General features: G+C 67.7%; 17 protein-coding genes. 14 read left to right on the plus strand and 3 right to left on the minus strand.

The window, feature by feature from the left end; translation table 11 throughout:
* Nucleotides 1-1,240: collagen-like triple helix repeat-containing protein (locus F3J18_RS27905; RefSeq protein WP_166915370.1), on the minus strand; the 1,240-nt coding region annotated here is incomplete at its 3' end.
* 643 nt (nucleotides 1,241-1,883) lie between these two features.
* Between F3J18_RS27905 and F3J18_RS27910 the strand changes: the two genes are divergently transcribed.
* From F3J18_RS27910 to F3J18_RS27975, 14 genes are all read left to right on the plus strand, one after another.
* Nucleotides 1,884-2,060 carry a Flp family type IVb pilin gene (locus F3J18_RS27910; RefSeq protein WP_166915372.1) on the plus strand — a complete coding sequence of 59 codons (177 nt, stop codon included), beginning with the start codon at nucleotides 1,884-1,886 and terminating at the stop codon, nucleotides 2,058-2,060.
* 87 nt (nucleotides 2,061-2,147) lie between these two features.
* On the plus strand, nucleotides 2,148-2,648 hold the full coding sequence (locus tag F3J18_RS27915; protein WP_166915374.1) for a prepilin peptidase: 501 nt from the start codon (nucleotides 2,148-2,150) through the stop codon (nucleotides 2,646-2,648).
* On the plus strand, nucleotides 2,645-3,115 hold the full coding sequence (locus F3J18_RS27920; protein ID WP_025101206.1) for a TadE family protein: 471 nt from the start codon (nucleotides 2,645-2,647) through the stop codon (nucleotides 3,113-3,115). Before F3J18_RS27915 ends, F3J18_RS27920 begins: the two co-directional genes overlap by 4 nt.
* A gap of 100 nt (nucleotides 3,116-3,215) precedes the next feature.
* A complete protein-coding gene (gene cpaB, locus F3J18_RS27925; protein ID WP_025101205.1) occupies nucleotides 3,216-4,142 on the plus strand; it encodes a Flp pilus assembly protein CpaB in 927 nt (308 codons plus the stop codon).
* Between the two features lie 65 nt (nucleotides 4,143-4,207).
* Nucleotides 4,208-5,644 (plus strand): type II and III secretion system protein family protein, encoded by a 1,437-nt coding sequence (locus tag F3J18_RS27930; RefSeq protein WP_166915376.1) that lies wholly within the window; start codon nucleotides 4,208-4,210, stop codon nucleotides 5,642-5,644.
* A 75-nt stretch (nucleotides 5,645-5,719) separates the two neighbouring features.
* Nucleotides 5,720-6,973 carry a fimbrial protein gene (locus F3J18_RS27935; protein WP_166915378.1) on the plus strand — a complete coding sequence of 418 codons (1,254 nt, stop codon included), beginning with the start codon at nucleotides 5,720-5,722 and terminating at the stop codon, nucleotides 6,971-6,973.
* 3 nt (nucleotides 6,974-6,976) lie between these two features.
* Nucleotides 6,977-8,320 (plus strand): CpaF family protein, encoded by a 1,344-nt coding sequence (locus F3J18_RS27940; protein WP_047837670.1) that lies wholly within the window; start codon nucleotides 6,977-6,979, stop codon nucleotides 8,318-8,320.
* On the plus strand, nucleotides 8,313-9,320 hold the full coding sequence (locus F3J18_RS27945) for a type II secretion system F family protein (protein WP_166915380.1): 1,008 nt from the start codon (nucleotides 8,313-8,315) through the stop codon (nucleotides 9,318-9,320). The genes F3J18_RS27940 and F3J18_RS27945 overlap by 8 nt, the downstream gene beginning before the upstream one ends.
* Before the next feature lie 10 nt (nucleotides 9,321-9,330).
* Nucleotides 9,331-10,317, plus strand: a complete 987-nt coding sequence (locus tag F3J18_RS27950; RefSeq protein ID WP_166915382.1) for a type II secretion system F family protein — start codon at nucleotides 9,331-9,333, stop codon at nucleotides 10,315-10,317.
* A 51-nt stretch (nucleotides 10,318-10,368) separates the two neighbouring features.
* Nucleotides 10,369-11,199 carry a pilus assembly protein gene (locus F3J18_RS27955; protein WP_240156449.1) on the plus strand — a complete coding sequence of 277 codons (831 nt, stop codon included), beginning with the start codon at nucleotides 10,369-10,371 and terminating at the stop codon, nucleotides 11,197-11,199.
* A 20-nt stretch (nucleotides 11,200-11,219) separates the two neighbouring features.
* On the plus strand, nucleotides 11,220-11,888 hold the full coding sequence (locus F3J18_RS27960; RefSeq protein WP_166915386.1) for a DUF3613 domain-containing protein: 669 nt from the start codon (nucleotides 11,220-11,222) through the stop codon (nucleotides 11,886-11,888).
* A gap of 20 nt (nucleotides 11,889-11,908) precedes the next feature.
* On the plus strand, nucleotides 11,909-13,786 hold the full coding sequence (locus tag F3J18_RS27965; RefSeq protein ID WP_166915388.1) for a TadG family pilus assembly protein: 1,878 nt from the start codon (nucleotides 11,909-11,911) through the stop codon (nucleotides 13,784-13,786).
* Between the two features lie 25 nt (nucleotides 13,787-13,811).
* The gene (locus tag F3J18_RS27970; protein ID WP_166915390.1) at nucleotides 13,812-15,206 is read left to right on the plus strand and encodes a sigma-54 dependent transcriptional regulator; all 1,395 of its coding nucleotides are present in this window, start codon (nucleotides 13,812-13,814) and stop codon (nucleotides 15,204-15,206) included.
* Between the two features lie 49 nt (nucleotides 15,207-15,255).
* Nucleotides 15,256-15,987 carry a DUF2968 domain-containing protein gene (locus F3J18_RS27975; protein WP_166915392.1) on the plus strand — a complete coding sequence of 244 codons (732 nt, stop codon included), beginning with the start codon at nucleotides 15,256-15,258 and terminating at the stop codon, nucleotides 15,985-15,987.
* A gap of 119 nt (nucleotides 15,988-16,106) precedes the next feature.
* On the opposite strand, the gene hfq is transcribed toward F3J18_RS27975, so the two are convergent.
* Nucleotides 16,107-16,691, minus strand: a complete 585-nt coding sequence (hfq, locus tag F3J18_RS27980; RefSeq protein ID WP_166915394.1) for an RNA chaperone Hfq — start codon at nucleotides 16,689-16,691, stop codon at nucleotides 16,107-16,109.
* Nucleotides 16,692-17,102: 411 nt separating this feature from the next.
* The coding region (locus F3J18_RS27985; RefSeq protein WP_166915396.1) for a DUF1571 domain-containing protein at nucleotides 17,103-17,922 on the minus strand (820 nt) is incomplete at its 5' end.

Consider the following 17,922-nt stretch of genomic DNA (forward strand, 5'->3'; position numbering starts at 1 on the left):
CGCCGGCCGAGCTGCCGCCGAGGCTGCCGAGCGCGCCGGTGACGGTCGACACGAGGCCGGTGATCGGGGCGAGCGGGCCGCCCGAACCGCTGCCGGAGCTGCCGCCGAGGCCGCCCAGCGCGCCCGTCAGGCTGCCCAGCGCGCCGGTGATCGGCGCCAGCGGGTTGGAGCCGTTGCCGCCCGTGAGCAGGCCGCCGAGCGAGGCGACCGTGGTGCCGGTGGCCGATACCGTCGAGCCCAGGCCCTTGGTGATGGCATTGCCGCCGCCGGTCGACGAGATCAGGTTGCCGGCCTGGTTCAGGCCGCCGCCGATGGTGCCGAGCAGCGTGTTGACCGGCGCGCCGAGCCCGGTCGCGCTGCCGATCGTCTGCGTGGTGTTGGCGATCACCGAGGTGATCGGCGTGATCGCCGAGCTGACGGTTTGCGTGATCTGCTGGACCGGGCCGGTGGTCAGGACCGTGCCGAGCGTGGTGCCGCCGTTGGCCACCGCGGTGCCGAGCGTCGAGACCAGGCCGCCGACCACCGAGGTGACCGGCGCGAGCGGCGAGAGCGGGCCGCTGCCGAGGCTGCTGACCAGTTGGCCGGTGCCGGTGACGGCGTTGCCGAGCTGCGATACCACGTTGCCGGTCGAGCCGAGCGTGGTGCCCAGCGGGTTGGTCGAGGCGCCGAGCTGGCCGAGGCCGCCGGCCAGGCCGTTGCCGAGCGCGCTGACCGCGCCGCCCAGGCTGTTCACCACGCCGCCGAGGGCCTGCGTCTGCGCGTTGCCGAGGCCGGGCAGGGACTGGCTGGCGATCGTCGAGCCGATGCCGGACACCGCCGTGCCCGCGTTCGAGACCACGTTGCCGGTATTGGCGACCACGGTGCCGAGCGCGTTGACCGAGGAGGTGCCGCTGCTGGTGCCGGAACTGGTGCCGGAGGACGTACCGCTGCTGGTACCCGAGGAGGTGCCGCTGCTGGTGCCGGAGGACGTGCCGGAGCTGGTGCCCGAGGAGGTGCCGCTGCTGGTACCGGAGGACGTACCGGAACTGGTGCCGGAGGACGTGCCGCTGCTGGTACCGGACGAAGTGCCCGAGGACGTGCCGCTGGTGCCTTGCGGCGTGTTGTTGCCGCCGCTGGAGCCGCCCGTGCCCTGGCTCAGGGTGCCGGAGCCGCCGCAGGCGGAGAGGGAAAGCATGGCTGCCACGGTGGCCGCGATCAAAGTCGTCCGGAGCGTGCCCTGCATGATCGGTTGAGTGTCCATTTCGTCCTCGCAGTGGTGTTGTGTGATCTGTGTTACCGCGACGAAGACTCTGCAACACTCGTGCCACGCGATTCGAATGCCTCTCGAAGACGATTCCCGGCGCCTCGGAAAGCCTTGTTCCATCTAGGTTTAACGATTGCTGAAAACGATTTTTAATCGTTTCGAAACGATCGCCGCGAGCCCGATATTCGGGGTTCCGTAACGTAACGTCACAGGATTTCCGTTACGCCGCTCTCGTAACGTGGTACGGCGCGATACGGTTCACTCGAACGATTGTTTTACTGGTGGATTAGACAGGGTGATCTAACCTATCGTTAGCCCTTATGGGGGTGCCGCCGAAAGATAGTAAAAATTGTGATGGCGAGGGAACCGTCGATCGCGAAATTCATAAAAAAAGTTGGAAAGAAAAGATGTTCGGATTAAGATTCGTCCGTGCACGCCCACGAGTGCACGGCAACATCAAAGTGGAGGTGCCTATCGAAAGTATTGCAAAAGTGTTAACTGGCATCGAAATATGTTAAGAGCTCCTGGAAAAACGAGCTATAAAGAAATGGCCGGAGCCGGACGTCGAAGCCGGTGACGGTTGGACGGCCAGATATGCGAGGCGCATAAGGCCAACGAAACTCAAGGCACGAGGATTACCATGAACGCACTCATCAATCGCTTCCTCAAGGAAGAAGACGGGGTTACCGCTGTCGAATACGGCCTCATCGCAGGCCTCATGGCAGCCGCGCTGGTCATTGGTCTGGGGGTTCTCACCAATGGCATCAACTCGGCATTCAACTTCATCGCCACGCGTTTGACCGGACTCGGTACCTGATCGGGTATTCCGGCTCCATTTCCGTTCCTGGATGTGCGGGTGCCGGTTCGGCGCCCGCACTGATTACGCGCGCCTTCGAGAATCTGGATGATTCTGCTTTTGAGTGTCGGGGTATTCCTGGCCTGGGCGGCGATGGTTGTGATCGGCGATTGTCGTTATCGGCGTATTCCCAATTCCTTGGTAGTGACGGGATTGATATGCGCCATTGCATCGGTTGCGGCCGGGCATAACCCATTCGGTATAACGCGAGTCGACGCAATAATCGGCGCCGTGGTTGGATTCGTCGGATTGTTTCCATTTTTTGCATGGCGAATGATGGGCGCGGCTGACGTCAAGGTATTTCTGGTGCTGGGTGCCTGGTGCGGCATTCGCGGTTTGTTCTGGTGCTGGATTCTCGCCAGCCTGGCGGCCCTGATTCACGTACTCGGCATCTTGTACCTGACCCGGACCCCGGTCAGTGCGTTATGGCAACGGAGTGCGCCGGCATTTACGCTGGGTGGGCGCCGTGGTTCGCCATATGCGGCGTTTCTCGTAATACCAGCCGCGGCATGGCTGATCGTTCAGATTGTTACGGGGAATATGCGATGAAACCGATTCTTCGCGCGCCGAGGCGGCGTGGCGAACGCGGCTCGATGTCGGTGGAGTTCGCGCTGATGCTGCCTGCATTCTTCATGGTGCTGTACGCGGTCGTGACCTATGGCCTGATCTTTGCCGCGCAGCAGAACCTGACCCTTGCCGCGACCGAGGGTGCCCGGGCGGCACTCAATTACCAGGTGAGCGCCAGCGCCCAGGCGGCGTTGACCGCGCGCGCCACGGCGGCCTGCACGGCTGCCACCAACCTGACGGCCTGGATCAGGGGCGCGACCTGCACGACCACCTCGGGCGGGACTTGTTCCTACGACGCGACGATGTACTGCATCAAGGTCACGCTGACCTATCCCTATGCCACCAGTCCGCTGATCGCGCCGCTACCTCTGGTGGGTTTCCTGTTGCCGGTGCCAACCGCCCTGACGGGTACGGCGACGGTCCAGATCAGCCCGGTGAACATCATCTAGCGGGGAGGAACGTGCATGAGATTGCACCGGCTGACGGGGCCCGGGTGCAGGTAGGCAAGCGCCAATCACTTCATGGATTGCAAGTTCGCATAACAACACCATGGCCAATAATCTGACGAAGGTCCTCGCGGTAGTGCTGATCGGGATTGCGCTGCTGCTCGGAATTTATGCATGGGTGCTGGGGCGTCGCCCGGCGCCCGTGGTGAACCAGGCGCAGCAGGCGGCGCCCGCCAAGCTCTTTCCGGTAGTGGTAGCCGCGCATCCGCTCAAGGCGGGACAGCCGATTCCGGCCGACGGTCTCAAGGTGCAGCAGGCGGCGGGGCTGCCCGAAGGCGCGTTCGCCGATCCGGTGCAGATCATCGGACGCGTGCCGATCGCCGATATTCCCGAGCAGGCCGCGGTGGTCGAGAGTTCGCTGTCTTCCGGCGTGGCCGACCAGATCCAGGCCGGCGAGCGCGCGGTGGCCGTCAAGGTCGACGAGACCAACGCGGTCGGCAACCGGGTGCGTCCCGGCAATTTCGTCGACGTGTTCGTCAACCTGAAGCGGGATCAATCCACGGGCGGCCTGCCGGGCAACGGTTCAAGCGGCCCGGAAATCACCAAGACACAGGCCAAGCTGCTGCTCTCGAAAATCCGGGTACTTGCCTTCGGCGATGCCACCACCGCGCGCGATCCCTCCAATGGCGTGGGCGGCGCGGTGCGCACCGCGGTGCTCGCCGTGCCGACCGAGCAGATCGACGCGCTGACGCTGGCCGAGGCCGCCGGCGCCTTGACGCTGGCGCTGCGCAGCCCGCGCGACGAGGAGGTGGCCACCGACACGGCCGCGATGCGCGTGAGTGCCAACCTGGCGGGCAAGGACCCGTCCGCACGCGCGGCGCTCGGCCTGTCGCTGTCGGAATTGTCGCGAGGCGTGGCCGACACCGCGCCGCCCCCGCCGCGCAAGCCGGCGCGAGTGGTGGCGCGCAATCCGGAGGGCGGCAGCATCGAAGTGATACGGGGTGGGCGCGTCGATTCGGCGTCCTATTGAGTCAACGGCAGCAGGCAGCAGGTCGTAACCGACACGGAGAGGTCCGGCTGCGGACCTCCGACACAATGAAAAAGAATCTGATTGCATTGGCCATTGCATTGAGTGCCTTGACGCTGTCGTCCGTGGCAAGCGCAGCCGGCCCGGACGCGAGCGTCGACATCGCCGTGGGCGCGCAGCGCCAGATCGCGGCCGGGCGCAGCCTGCAGCGCGTCGCTGTCGGCGATCCGGCCGTCGCCGACGTGCTGGTCGTGAAGGGCGGCGGCGTGCTGCTGATCGGCAAGAGCGCGGGTACCACCAACGTGATGGTCTGGGAGCGCGGCCGGGCCGATCCCGCCGTCTACACGGTGCATGTGACGAGCGGAGCGGCGAACGCCTTGCTCGACGAGAACACGCCGCGGGTCAGTACCTATGGGGATACCACCGTGATTTCGGGTTCGGCGAGTACGCTCGAGGCGCATCAGCGCGCGGTCGATGTCGCGACCGCGGCCGCGGCGGCGCGCACGGCCGCCAAGCAGTCGAGCGGCGCGCAAGGGGGCGGTGCGGGGGGCGGCCGCGGTGGTGGCGGTGGCGCCTTCGGCGCGGGTGCCGGCCAGACGGGCGGCGGCGCGATGCCCGGCGTGGTCGATGCGTCGACCATCAGCGGCAAGAACGTGGTGCAGGTCGACGTGCGCGTGGTGGAATTCAGCCGTTCGGTGGCCAAGCAGGCCGGCCTCAACCTGTTCAAGACCAACAACGGTTTCTCGTTCGGCAGTTTCGCGCCGAGCGCGCTGCAGTCCTCGAGCTACACCCCGTCGAACGGCATGACGGTCAGCGCCGCCTCGCCGATTGCCTCGGCGTTCAACCTGGTGGTCGGTTCGACCACGCGGGGCATCGCCGCCAACCTGTCGGTGCTGGAGCAGAACAACCTGGCGCGGATCCTCGCGCAGCCGACCCTGGTGGCGCTGTCGGGGCAGAGCGCGAGCTTCCTCGCCGGCGGCGAGATCCCGGTACCGGTGCCGCAGTCGCTCGGCACCATCTCGATCGAATGGAAGCCGTACGGCATCGGTCTGACGGTCACGCCGACCGTGCTCGGGCCGAACCGGATCGCGCTGAAGGTCGCGCCGGAGGCGAGCCAGCTCGACTTCCTCAACGCGATCACGATCGACAGCATCACGGTGCCGGCGCTGACCACGCGTCGCGCGGACACCACGGTCGAGCTCGGCGACGGGGAGAGCTACGTGATCGGCGGGCTGGTCGACCGCGAGACCACCTCGAACCTGAGCAAGGTGCCGTTCCTCGGCGATCTGCCGATCATCGGCGCCTTCTTCAAGAGCCTGAGCTATTCGCAGAGCGACAAGGAACTCGTGATCATCGTGACGCCGCACCTGGTGTCGCCGATCGCGGCCGGCACCAAGCTGCCGAGCACGCCGGGAGAATTGTCGGAACAGCACGACGGGCCGGTATGGCGCTCATACCTGGGCGGCATGCTGGTGCCGGATACGGCTCCGGGGTTCTCGAAATGAGAGCGCCGGACCATGGGGTAGTGAGCGGCCGGATGCGGTGCACGTTCACGCGCCGCTCTACGGGGAGTGTTCCACATGAACGCGAGAACTCAATCGTTGGCTGAGCCTGCCGTCACCGATCATTTCATCTGCGCTTCCACGCGTGTCGAGCACGTGCGCTGGCTGGCGCAGACGCTCGTCTCGACGGGCGCGGTCGAGTCGTCGCCGCTCGAGGCGGTCGCGCTCACGCAGCGCATCGGTGGCTTGAACCCGGCCCTGGTCTTCATCGACTTCGCGGGCGACCAGGCAGCCGCCAGCACGGCCGTGGCGGCCGTGCGCACGGCCTATCCGGGCCTGCCGGTGGTGGCGCTGGGCACCCTGGTCGAGCCGGAGAGCGCCTTGTCCGCGCTGCGAGCGGGCGTGCGCGATTTCGTCGACCTCTCGGCGCCGGCCGAGGAGGCGCTGCGCATCACGCGCGGCTTGCTCGACAACCTCGGTGAACCGACCAGCCGCCACGGCAAGGTGCTGTCGCTGCTCGGGGCGCGCCCGGGGATGGGCGTCAGCACGCTGGCGGCGAACCTCGCGGTGCTGCTGCAGCGCAAGGCGGCCGCGCAAAGCCGCCGTACCGCGCTGATCGACCTGGGCCTGCCGGCCGGCGACGGCGCGCTGTTCCTCAACACGCGCTGCGAACTCCATTTCGTCGAGGCGGTGCGCAACCTGCGCCGGTTCGACCGGACCTTCGTCAATACCGCCTTCGCCCATCACGCGAGCGGTGTCGCGCTGACCACCCTGCCGCCCAACCTGGCCGACCTGCGCGAAGTGTCCGCGGCCGCCTGCACGGGGCTGTTCAATCGCCTGCGCGCCTTCGTCGACCAGCAGGTGGTCGATCTCGGCGGTTTCACCAACCGCGATTTCATCTCGCAGATCGTCTCCCTGAGCGACGAGGTCTGGCTGGTCTGCGACCAGGGCGTGGCCTCGGTCGTGTCGGCCGTCGAACTGCTCGGCGACCTGCGCGAGAAGGGCATCAACCTGGAGCGCGTCAAGCTGGTGGTGAACCAGTACGACGCGGCGATCGGCCTGCTGCCGGCGCAGATCGCCGAGCGGCTGGATGTCCCGCTGCTCTCGACGCTGCCGTCGCGGCGCGTGTCGATCGGACATGCGGCGAACCAGGGGCGGCTGATCGTCGAGGCCGCCGAGCGCGACCCTTACGTGAAGGCGCTCGATGCGCTGAGCGAGCGGCTCACGGCCGGCGTGCCGAGCCTGCCCGGCGCGCTGCCGCCAGCCCAGGCACCGGCCGGCGGCCTGTCGGCGTTGAAACGATTCATCCACTCCACCACGAAGCGGTCGTAAGCGATGGCACACGACGACATCCAATTTGCCGACGGCGCCGCGCCGTTCTCCCAGACGCAGCAGTTCCACGACATCAAGAACGCCGCGCACGAGCACCTGCTGACCCGCATCGAGGAGCTCGGTTCGGAGTTCGGCCGCTGGTCGCGCCAGGCGATCAACCAGTTCGTCGATCTCGAGATCGACAGCTTCGTGCGGCTGCGCCGGATTCCGCTCAACGAGAGCGAGGTGCGCGAGATCGCCGAGGCGCTGACCAAGGAGCTGGCCGGCTTCGGCCCGATCGAGGACCTGCTCGGCGACCCGCTGGTGGAGGACATCCTGATCAACGGCTACAACGACATCTACGTGTCGCGCCGCGGGATCCTCGCCAAGCTGCCGATCCGCTTCACCGACAACGCCCACCTGCTGCGCATCGTGCGCCGCATCCTCGCGCCGGTCGGCCGCCGGCTCGACGAATCGAACCCGATGGTCGACGCGCGGCTGCCCGACGGCGGGCGCGTCAACGTGGTGATCGAGCCGCTGTCGCTGGACGGCCCGGTGGTGTCGATCCGCAAGTTCCGCAAGGATCCGCTCAAGCCCTCGGACCTGCTCGAGAACGGCACCTACAACGACGAGATCTCGGTGCTGCTGGAGGCCGCCGTGCAGGCACGCTGCAACATCCTGGTATCGGGCGGCACCAGCTCGGGCAAGACCTCGCTGCTCAACGCGCTGGCCTTCCACGTGCCCGAGACCGAGCGCGTGGTCACCATCGAGGACACCGCCGAGCTGTCGCTGAACCACCCGCACGTGGTGCGGCTCGAAAGCCGCCCGGGCGGCTTCGACGGCACCGGCGTGGTGAGCATCCGCGACCTGCTGCGCAACACCCTGCGGATGCGCCCGGACCGCATCATCGTCGGCGAAGTCCGCGGCGGCGAGGTGCTCGAGATGCTGCAGGCGATGAACACCGGCCACGACGGCTCGATGGGCACGATCCACGCGAGCTCGCCGCGGGAATGCCTGTACCGCCTCGAGATGCTGGCCGGCTTCGCCGGTTTCCAGGGCACCGAATCGAGCCTGCGCCGCCAGATCGCCAACGCGATCGACTTCATCGTGCAGATCGGCCGGCTCTCGAACGGCCGCCGCCGGATCCTCTCGATCACCGAGGTGACGGGCATGTCCGACAACATCGTGGCGACCCAGGAGCTCTATCGCTACGACGCGCGCGTCACGCCCGAGGGCGAGGAAATCGACAACTGGGAAGCGCTCGGCATCCATCCGCATTCGCCAAAGCTCGCGCGTTTCCGCAACGTGCTGATCGGCAACATGGGCGCGGCCGGCGGTTTCGGGCGCAGCGGAGGCTTCAATGTCTAGCGGCGTGCTCTGGGCCCTGTCGTTCGCGCTGATTCTCGCTGCCGCCGGCGTCTGGCTCTGGCGCGGCAGCCAGATGCGCGAGGAGAGCGCCCATACGCGGCGTTTCTTCGACAGCCGGCTCGAGCAGGCCACGCGCGCCGCGGGCGCGGGAGTCGTGCCGGGCGGCGCGGCAGCCGGCTCGACGGCACGCGGGGCGTCGAGCTCGGCGGTTCAGCCCGGGCAGGCCGCGACGCCTGCCGTCGGGCTGGCGGCGTGGCGGGCCAGGGGCGAGGCGGTGTTGCGAGGCATCAACGACCGGGCCGGGCTCGACGAGGTGCGCGGACTGTTTCGCATGCTGCTCGGCATCGTCGCGCTGGTGACGCTGCTGGCCGGCCTGCGCAGCGGCTGGGTGGCGGCCGTCGCGGCGCTGATCGGCAGCAGCACGCTGCTGGCACTGTGGGTACTGCGCCGGATTTCGGCGCGCCGCCTGAAGATCGTGCGGCAACTGCCTTCGTTCCTCGACGGCGTGGTGCGTCTCGTGACGCTCGGCAACAGCGTGCCGGCGGCGTTCCAGGGTGCGCTGGGTACCACCGAGATGCCCCTGCGCTATTGCCTGGACCAGGTGTCGCGCATGCTGCGCACCGGCGTCGAGATCGATCGCGCCATGCTGCATATCGCCAAGGAATACCGGATCCGCGAATTCGAGCTGGTGGGCTCGGTGCTGCGGCTGTCGGTCAAGTACGGCGGTCGGGCGGACGTGATGCTGGAGCGCATGGCGACCTTCATGCGCGATCTCGAGCAGGCCGAGCGCGAGCTGCATGCGATGTCGGCGGAGACGCGCCTGTCCGCTTGGGTACTGGGCCTGCTGCCGATCGCGGTCGGCAGTTTCGTCATCTCGACCAATCCCGCGTATTTCACGGCGATGTGGACCAACGACTCGGGACGCTCGGTGCTGTACGTCGCCTTCGGGCTGCAGGTCTTCGGTGGTTTCCTGCTGTACCGGATGGCGCGGCTCAGGTAGGGGAAGCGGAATGGATGCAAATCGTTTGGGGGCGATGGCGCTGGTGCTGGCGGCGGCGGGGGTGCTGCTGCTGGCCGGCCTGGCGATCGTGCGCAGCCTGCTGGTACAGCGCAGCGAACGGGCCTTGATGAAGGCACTCGACCAGCGGGTGGCGGCCAGCCACGCCGCGGCCGCGCGTGCCGGGCGGGCTGCCGAGATCAAGCCGGTCGAGGCGCCGCCAACGGGCTTCGCCGCCTGGCGCGCACGCGCCGAACAGCTCGGGATGCGCTGGATGGAAACCGGGTTCGGCCGTCAGCTGGTTGCCGACGAGGACCGGCAACTGCTCGAGCAATGCGGCTTCGTCGAGGCCCGCTCACGGGGCCTGTTCCTGACGGCGCGCCTGCTCTGCGCGGTCGTGCTGCCCCTGGTCGCGCTGCCGTTCGCCGCGCGTGTCTCGGCGGGCGGCTCGCTGTTCGTGGTGCTGTTCGCGATCGCCGTCGGCTTCATGGTCCCGAAGATCTATATTCGCCGCCGCGCGACGGCACGGCGTGAAAGCGTCACCGACGAGATGCCCCTGTTCGTCGACATGCTGCGCCTGCTGCAGGGCGTCGGCCTGTCGCTCGACCAGAGCATGCAGGTGATCACGCACGACTTCACGACCATGATGCCGGTGCTGTCCTGGGAGCTGGGCGTGGCCCAGCGGCAGTTCGCGGCGGGACGCACGCGCGAGCAGTCGCTGGCGCGCCTGACCAACAGCTTCGACAACGAGGATCTGCGCTCGATCGTGCGGCTGCTGATCCAGGTGGACAAGCACGGCGGCGCGGTGCAGGAACCGCTGCGGCTGTTCGGCGATCGCCTGCGCGACGGGCGGCGCGCGACGCTGCGCGAGCGCATCGGCAAGCTGACCGTGAAGATGACCGGCGTGATGATCGTCACGCTGCTGCCCGCGCTGCTGATCGTGACGGCCGGGCCCGGGATCATGACCGTCGTGTCCGCGCTGGCGAACATGAGGCATTGACGCGATACGACGAAGGAGTGGAGCGAGATGAATCGATCGAATTGGCGCGTCATGCTGGCCGGCGTGCTGGTCGGCGTCCTGGCGAGCGGCTGTTCGCTGTTCAAGGAGTCCAACTACGGGATCGGTGCGCAGGCCGAGCGCGCGGCGCTGATGCAGGCGGCCGACAAACCGGATCCGCCCGACACGCCGGGCATGTACCTGGGGCTGATCGACCGGATGCAGCAGCAGGGACTGTTCTATGCCTCGCTGGCGCATATCGACGAATACGAGAAGCTGTACGGCTCGACGCCGGACACCAAGCTGCTGCGCGCCGACGCCTTGCGCTCGACCGGGCAGTACGAGGCGAGCGAGCAGGTTTACACGCAGTTGCTGAATACCACGCTGGCGGCGCGCGCCTATCGCGGCATCGGCCTGATCGCGGGCACGCGCGGCGATTTCACGCGCGCGGCCAAGCTGCTCGACCAGGCCACGCTGCTGGCGCCGACCGACGCCTCGACCTTGTCCGATCTCGCCTATGCGCGCATGCGCACCGGCGATCTCGCCCTGGCGCGCGTGCCCCTGATGAAGGCGGCCGAACTCGACCAGAAGAATGCGCGGATCCTCAGCAATGTCGCGCTGTTCCTGGTGGCGACGGGCCACGACGGCGACGCGCAGGGGTTGATGGACCAGCAGCGCATGTCCCAACCATTGCGCAACGAGATCCGCGATGACGCGGCGCGCGTGACGGCCGCCCAGCGCATGCGCCAACTGACGGTGGTGCCGGGACCGGCGCCGGCGCGCGCCGGCGCGACCGCCAGCGGCGACGTGGGCGCCCAGCCGATCGCCAGCAATGACGGCTTCGACCTGGCTGCGCCGCTGTTGCAGCGCTTCTCGCAAAAATGACGAACCACACGGAGTCGACGATGCGACATTTCCCATCCCATCCGCGCGCCAACCCGCGACGAATCGGGTTCGCGCTGGCGGTGCTGGCCGGCGTGCTCGGCGCCACGGTGGCGCGGGCGCAGGCCGTGGATCCGGCGCTCGCGCAATTGCAGCAACAACTGCAACCGATCTCGGGTGCCCAGTTGCAGCCGCAACTGCTGGCGCCCGCCGATGCCGCGCCTGCGCCGCAGGCGGCGGTGCAGCAGGTGCAGGGTTCATCGCAGCCCTTGCCGGCGGTCGCGCCGCCGACGCAGGTCCAGGCAGCCCAGCCGCAGCCGGTGGCGCTCCAGCAGCAGGCGGCACCGCAGGACGTGGCGCCGCCTCAGCCGGCGGTCGCGGCCCAGCCGGTGCCCGCGCCGGTCGAGATGGCGATGCAGCCGGTCCCAGCGCCGCCCGCTGCGATGGAGCCGGCCCGTCGGCGCTCCGACGTCGGCCCGAGCACCGAGGCCTGGCTCGATCTGCAACGTAGCAATCGCGCCGCATCGTCCGAGCCGCATCCGTTCGAGGGCGCGGCCGCGTCGTATGCCTATCAGCGCTACCTGCAGTCGTTCAACTCGCCGATCCCGACCTGGTTCACCTCGGTCCAGCAGGGTTCGGGCGGCGGCGGCAGTGGCGGCTCGTCGTTCGGCGGCGGCTCGCAGTCGCAATAATCGTCGAGACAGAGGCAATCATGAAACCCGCTCAATCCCGCCGTATCGGCTTGTCGATCCCCGGACGCACGATCGTCGGCCGACGCCGGGAGCGCGGTGCGTTCGCGGTGATGACGCTGATCTTCCTGGCGGCCACCATCTCGATTCTCGGCGTCATCGATATCGGCAACGCGTTCTTCGAGCGCCGCGACCTGCAGCGCATCGCCGACATGGCCGCGCTGGCGGGGGCGCAACGGCTCGACAACGCCTGTGCCCAGGCACCGGTCACCGCCACGGCCGCGGCGACCAAGAACGGCTTGAACACCGGCACCGGCGATACCATCACGGTCGGCTGCGGGCGCTGGGATCCGAGCGTCAACGCCGCGCCGAGCTACTACGTGCCGGCCGCCAATGTCGGCACCGGCTCGTCGAACCCGAATGCGCTGCAGCTCAACGGGGTGCAGGTGAAGCTGACGCGGCAGGTGCGGCACTTCTTCGTGGGACCGACGCAGACCGTGCGTGCCAGCTCGACCGCGCGCGCCACCGCGATCGACGTGTTCTCGGTCGGCGCGACGCTGGCGCAGCTCGGCGGTACCAGCTGCTCGGGCACGCCGGCCTCGTCGTCGGCGAATCCGGGTTTGGTCAACGGCCTGCTCGGCGCGCTGCTCGGCTCGAAGTCGGGGCTCAACCTGAGCCTGGTGTCGTACCAGGCGCTGGCCTGCACCAACGTGCGGCTCGCCGATATCGCGGCCTCGGCCGGGGTCGGCACGATCGACCAGTTGCTCGCGCTGAATCTCTCGCTGTCGCAGTTCCTCAAGCTGATCGCCAATGCGCTGCAGCAGACCAGCGTGGTCAATGCCAACCTGCAGGCCAGCCTCGGCGCGCTGCAGGCGATGATCTCGGCCAACGTGAACGGCGGCAATCTCAACCTCGGCGGCCCGAACGGCCTGCTGAACATCGCCCTGGCCAATACCCAGTCGGCCGCCACCGCCACCGTCAGCCTGCTCGACCTGATCATGGTCGGCGCCGAGGTGGCGAACTCGAACAACGCGGTGGCCGTCAACATCCCGTCGGTGGCGCTAGGTGGGCTGACCGGCACCCAGCTGCAGGTGCAGATCATCAGCCCGCCGTCGATCGGGATCGGCGAAGGCGGCATCAATCCGGCCACCGGGCAGTGGCGCACCCAGGCCTCGACGGCGGCCGTCGGGCTCTACCTGGTGGTCGACCTCGGCGTCCAGCAGGTGCCGCTTCTGGGGCCCTTGCTGCAACTGGTCGGCGTCAATGTCGACGTGACGCTGCCACTCTATCTGCAGGTCGGTACCGGCAAGGCCGTGCTCAACTCGACCCAGTGCGCGCAGACGGCCGCGGCCAGTACCGCCACCATCACGGCGACACCCGGCATCGCGAATCTCTGCATCGGCACGCCCCCGCTCAATTCGAAAGGCATGATCAGCCTGTCGTCGACCTACAGCTGCAAGTCGCCGGCGCAGATCATCAACGCTCAGGTTTCGCCGCTCGGTCTGAATCTGGTGCAATTGACCGTGTCCGTGTCGAACATCTCGGTGCAGATCCAGGGCGCGGCTCAGACGCATACCTTCAGCGGTGTGTCGGGGCTCGATTCGAACTACTGGACGGTCAATTCAAACGCGCTCGGCTCCGCGCTCGCCAGCGCGCTGGGCCAGCTCGCGACCGCGCAGATCACGCCGAAGGTGTCGCTGCTGCTGAACCTGATCTCGATTACCGTGCCCTCCAACTTCGTCGGGACCATCCTCGGCATCCTGCAGCCGGTCCTGGGCCCGCTGCTGTCCGCCCTCGACGCGGTTATCGTTCCGCTCCTGAACCTGCTCGGCGTGCAGGTCGGCGCGGCCACCGTGCACCAGATCTCGCTGACCTGCGGGGTCGCGCAGACGGTCTATTGAACGCATTGACTGGTATTGGCATCCGATGAGAAACACACCTGCAATCGAAGGGCTCGACCTCTATGTCTGGGAAGGCAAGGCGGACATCGTCGACCGTGTCGCCCGCTGCATGGCCAGCTTCGACGTGGAGGTGATCCGGGCCGACAACGTGGTGCTGTCGGCCGAGCGCGCGGCCGCGCGTCCGTCGCTGGCGATCATCAGCGTCAGCATGATCGAGAGCGGCGCGGCCTTCCTCAGCGAATGGCAGGCCAATATCGGCATGCCGGTGGTCTGGGTGGGCGCCGCGCGCGGCGGTGGCGACGCCGCCAGCTATCCGCCCGAGTACTCGCACATCCTGCCGCTCGACTTCACCTGTGCCGAGCTGCGCGGGCTGGTCTCGAAGCTGGTCGCGCAACTGCGCGCGCACGCCGCGCAGACCTCCGAGCCGGCCATGCTGGTGGCGCATTCCGAGCCGATGCAGGCCCTGCTGCTGGAGGTCGACACCTTCGCCGACTGCGATACCAACGTGCTGCTGCACGGCGAGACCGGCGTCGGCAAGGAGCGCATCGCGCAACTGCTGCACGAGAAGCACTCGCGCTACCGGCACGGCGAATTCGTGCCGGTCAACTGCGGCGCGATTCCCGACGGCCTGTTCGAATCGCTGTTCTTCGGCCATGCCAAGGGATCGTTCACCGGCGCGGTGGTGGCGCACAAGGGCTATTTCGAGCAGGCCGCGGGCGGCACGCTGTTCCTCGACGAAGTCGGCGACCTGCCGCTCTACCAGCAGGTCAAGCTGCTGCGCGTGCTGGAGGACGGCACGGTGCTGCGGGTGGGCGCCTCCGCGCCCCTTAAGGTCGATTTCCGGCTGGTCGCGGCGAGCAACAAGAAGCTGCCGCAACTCGTCAAGGAAGGGGCGTTCCGCGCCGACCTCTATTACCGGCTGGCCGTGATCGAGCTGGGCATTCCCTCGCTCGAGGAACGCGGCGCGGTGGACAAGATCGCGCTGTTCAAGTCCTTCGTGGCGCAGGTGGTGGGCGAGGAGCGGCTGGCGGCCTTGCCGGACCTGCCTTACTGGCTGGCCGACGCGGTGGCGGATACCTATTTCCCCGGCAACGTGCGCGAGTTGCGCAACCTGGCGGAGCGCGTCGGCGTGACGGTGCGCCAGACCGGCGCCTGGGACGCCGCCCGGCTGCAGCGCCTGGTGGCCCATGCGCGCGCCGCGCAGCCGGTGCCGGCGGAAAGCGTGGCCGAGGTCTATGTGGATCGCAGCAAGTGGGACATGGGCGAGCGCAATCGCGTGATCGCGGCCCTTGACGCCAACGGCTGGCGCCGCCAGGATACCGCCCAGCACCTGGGCATCAGCCGCAAGGTGTTGTGGGAAAAGATGCGCAAATACCAGATTTTCGACGAAGAGCCCGAAGCGCGTGAAAGTGAGGGATAATGCGAGGATTGCGGTCAGAATTACAACTAATCTGTGCAGGAATCTCTACATGAGCCATAAACGGGTTTTGGGGCGGACATTTATTGCAGGATTGGTGGTGGCGGGCGGGTTTCAGGTAGCACAGGCTCAAGGCCTGGCGGGTAGCGACAACGCGGCGCCCGCGGTTTCTCCTGCCGCGCAGTCCTCGGGCGGCGTGGTGAATTCGGCGCCGGCCGCGCCGAGCGCCTTGCCGCAGGCCGCCCAGCCGACGGCAGGCGATAGCGCAGGCACCACGCAGAGCACCATCGACGAACTCCAGCAGCAGATCCAGTCCCACGCGCTGACCGAGATGCGGACCGCGTACAACGGCAGCTATGGCGCGAGCCTGCTGTTCAACATCAAGGACGGCACCTATTACGTCGCGCTGTTCCAGCAGAAGGCGTTCTGGCGCGTGATCAAGACCAGCAACGAGGCGCGCGCCGAGGCGGTATTCCGCGATTTCTCGAAGCAGGCCGAATCGCTGGCCGGCTCGGAACTGCAGGCGGCACGCCTGGAAGCGCAGAAGGCTCAGACCGACAAGCAGATCGCGGTGGTCCAGGATCGCGCCAACCGGCTGCAGGCCGATCTGCGGATCGCACGCGAGCAGCAGGCGGCGGTCAACAACCGCCAGAAGGCCACGCGTAGCGAGACGGCTTCGCTGCAGGCCCAGCGCGATGCACTGCAGGCCCAGCTGCGGCAGTTGCAGATGCAGGTTCGTTCGCTGCAGCGCCAGGCTGACGCCGGGCTGCCGGGCAACCAGTAAGCGCGGGCAGGGCGCTGCCGGGCGAGATTTCCTGCTTGGCGCGCCGGATCGCTGGAAGGTTCGCGGCAATACGTGCCGGAAGGAAAAAGGGCAAGCCAGTTGGCTTGCCCTTTTTGCGTTTACTCGTTGCCGCTGCTGCCGCCCGTTGGCCCGAGCGGCCGGCGGCGGCGCGTGACGATCACGGTGGGACTGCCGCTGCGCTCGGACGGCGTGGACACGCCTTCGTGCGATTCGCGGGGATAGTCGCGCGGCGCGCTGTATTCGCGCGGGGCGCCGTATTCACGCGGCTCGCGGGGTTCACGGGGCTCGCGCGGGGGGTAACCGCCGCCGTCGCCGCGGCCTTCGCCGCGCGATTCGCGCGAGCCGCCATGCGAGCCGTAGGGGCTGTGGCCGCCGCCTTCGCGGGGCGGCCGGCCGCCGCCGTGCCCGCCATGGCCGCCGCCACCGCCGGTGCGGGGGCCGCCGCGGCCGCCACCGCCGCCGGGGCGCGAACCGCCCATGTCGAGCTGGATCGTCGAGATCGCACGTTTGTAGATGCCTTGCAAACCGACGGGCGTGCGCAGCATCACCAGGTACTGGTCGAACGACTCGATGCAGCCCGTCAGGCGGATACCGTTGACGAGGTAGATTTCCACGCGCTTGCGTTCCTTGCGCGCTGCGTTGATGAAGTCGTTTTGCGGATGGGATTCTGCAGGATTGGCCATTGAGAAGCGGCTTGAGCCGGCGTCAGATGAGGGTTTTGCTTGGATGCGCCGCGCTATCTGGCGGAGCGCTTGAGCGGGATTCTACCCTGTTCGATTGAGAAGCGTACGTGGACCTTTGTGTCGAACCGTTACCCACTATAGACGTTTTGGCGCGGGAAGTGCGAGCCGGCCGGACGGCCAGGCGGCTTTGCACTGGGACGGGGAGCGGCCCGAAGTTGACGCCGGAATCCCCGCCATGCGTTGCACCTTGACGGTGCCGAATAGCGGAAATTGGGGTGGCGATGCGAAAAATCAAGGGCTGGGCCCAGCCGTTCGACGTGACGAACTGTCGCGGTGGTGCTCTCCGGCGGGGAGGCTGCCGGCACGGCCGGATGGAGGTGGCATGCCATCGGGCCGTGCGGATCGCTTCGATCAGTATTTGTAGTCGGGGTTCTTCGGATCGAAGGCGGAATCGTCGAAGCTGGTCGGCGTGATCTTCTGGAATACGATCCGCTCGAAGATCCGGCCGTCGTTGTCGTAGGACTCGACGGTGCGGAAATAGGGGTGGCGCAGGTCCAGGCCCAGCGTTTCCTTCTTGGCATAGAACTGCGGGCGGCCGGTCGGCGTCTCGTAGGTCAGGGCCACCACGCGCACGCCGTCGATGGTCCTGGCTTCGACGCGGGTCGGCTTGCTCACGCCGGCGGCCTCGTATTTCCTGCCTTCGCTCAGATACAGCCCGGTCACGTACTCGGTGCCGAGATCGCGGATCGTGTGATTCGACTGCGCGCGCGCCAGCGTGCCGGTGATCGAGGTCCATAGCGGGATCTTGCCCAGCAGGCCGCCGAGATGGCCGTACATTTCGTCCTTGCGCTTGGTCTCGTCATAGATCGCTTCCTGGCCCGAATGCGCGCCGTCAGGCAGCCACTTCGCGTAGATGCGCAGCGGTTCGCGCGTGATCTTCACGCTCATGTGATCGGGCTTGTCGGCCCACTTGTCGCCGAGCCGCTCCTGGCGCGTCATGGTGAATTCGTAGGACGGGTAGCCGTTCGGGCCCGCCGCGATGTAGGCGGGCACCGTCATCGGGTCGAGCGCGCTGAACAGGGCGGTGAGCGTCGCGTCGTCGAGCTTCTCGAGCGTGCCGTCGCGCGCGGCCGTCTTGAGCCAGGCGGCCTGCTGCGCGACCGGCTGCTGCGTGACGCGCGCGAGCTCGGGCGGCAGCGCGGCGGCGGTACCGGCCGCGGCCGAGGCTGGC

The sequence above is a fragment of the Burkholderia sp. Ax-1720 genome (assembly GCF_011753035.1).
GTDB classification, from domain to species: Bacteria; Pseudomonadota; Gammaproteobacteria; order Burkholderiales; family Burkholderiaceae; genus Burkholderia; species Burkholderia gladioli.

Bases quoted from the DNA above. Each gene is read 5' to 3' on its own strand.
- F3J18_RS27910 (WP_166915372.1), top strand. From the start codon at position 1,884: ATGAACGCACTCATCAATCGCTTCCTCAAGGAAGAAGACGGGGTTACC.
- F3J18_RS27915 (WP_166915374.1), top strand. From the start codon at position 2,148: ATGATTCTGCTTTTGAGTGTCGGGGTATTCCTGGCCTGGGCGGCGATG.
- F3J18_RS27920 (WP_025101206.1), top strand. From the start codon at position 2,645: ATGAAACCGATTCTTCGCGCGCCGAGGCGGCGTGGCGAACGCGGCTCG.
- cpaB (WP_025101205.1), top strand. From the start codon at position 3,216: ATGGCCAATAATCTGACGAAGGTCCTCGCGGTAGTGCTGATCGGGATT.
- F3J18_RS27930 (WP_166915376.1), top strand. From the start codon at position 4,208: ATGAAAAAGAATCTGATTGCATTGGCCATTGCATTGAGTGCCTTGACG.
- F3J18_RS27935 (WP_166915378.1), top strand. From the start codon at position 5,720: ATGAACGCGAGAACTCAATCGTTGGCTGAGCCTGCCGTCACCGATCAT.
- F3J18_RS27940 (WP_047837670.1), top strand. From the start codon at position 6,977: ATGGCACACGACGACATCCAATTTGCCGACGGCGCCGCGCCGTTCTCC.
- F3J18_RS27945 (WP_166915380.1), top strand. From the start codon at position 8,313: ATGTCTAGCGGCGTGCTCTGGGCCCTGTCGTTCGCGCTGATTCTCGCT.
- F3J18_RS27950 (WP_166915382.1), top strand. From the start codon at position 9,331: ATGGATGCAAATCGTTTGGGGGCGATGGCGCTGGTGCTGGCGGCGGCG.
- F3J18_RS27955 (WP_240156449.1), top strand. From the start codon at position 10,369: ATGCTGGCCGGCGTGCTGGTCGGCGTCCTGGCGAGCGGCTGTTCGCTG.
- F3J18_RS27960 (WP_166915386.1), top strand. From the start codon at position 11,220: ATGCGACATTTCCCATCCCATCCGCGCGCCAACCCGCGACGAATCGGG.
- F3J18_RS27965 (WP_166915388.1), top strand. From the start codon at position 11,909: ATGAAACCCGCTCAATCCCGCCGTATCGGCTTGTCGATCCCCGGACGC.
- F3J18_RS27970 (WP_166915390.1), top strand. From the start codon at position 13,812: ATGAGAAACACACCTGCAATCGAAGGGCTCGACCTCTATGTCTGGGAA.
- F3J18_RS27975 (WP_166915392.1), top strand. From the start codon at position 15,256: ATGAGCCATAAACGGGTTTTGGGGCGGACATTTATTGCAGGATTGGTG.
- hfq (WP_166915394.1), bottom strand. From the start codon at position 16,691: ATGGCCAATCCTGCAGAATCCCATCCGCAAAACGACTTCATCAACGCA.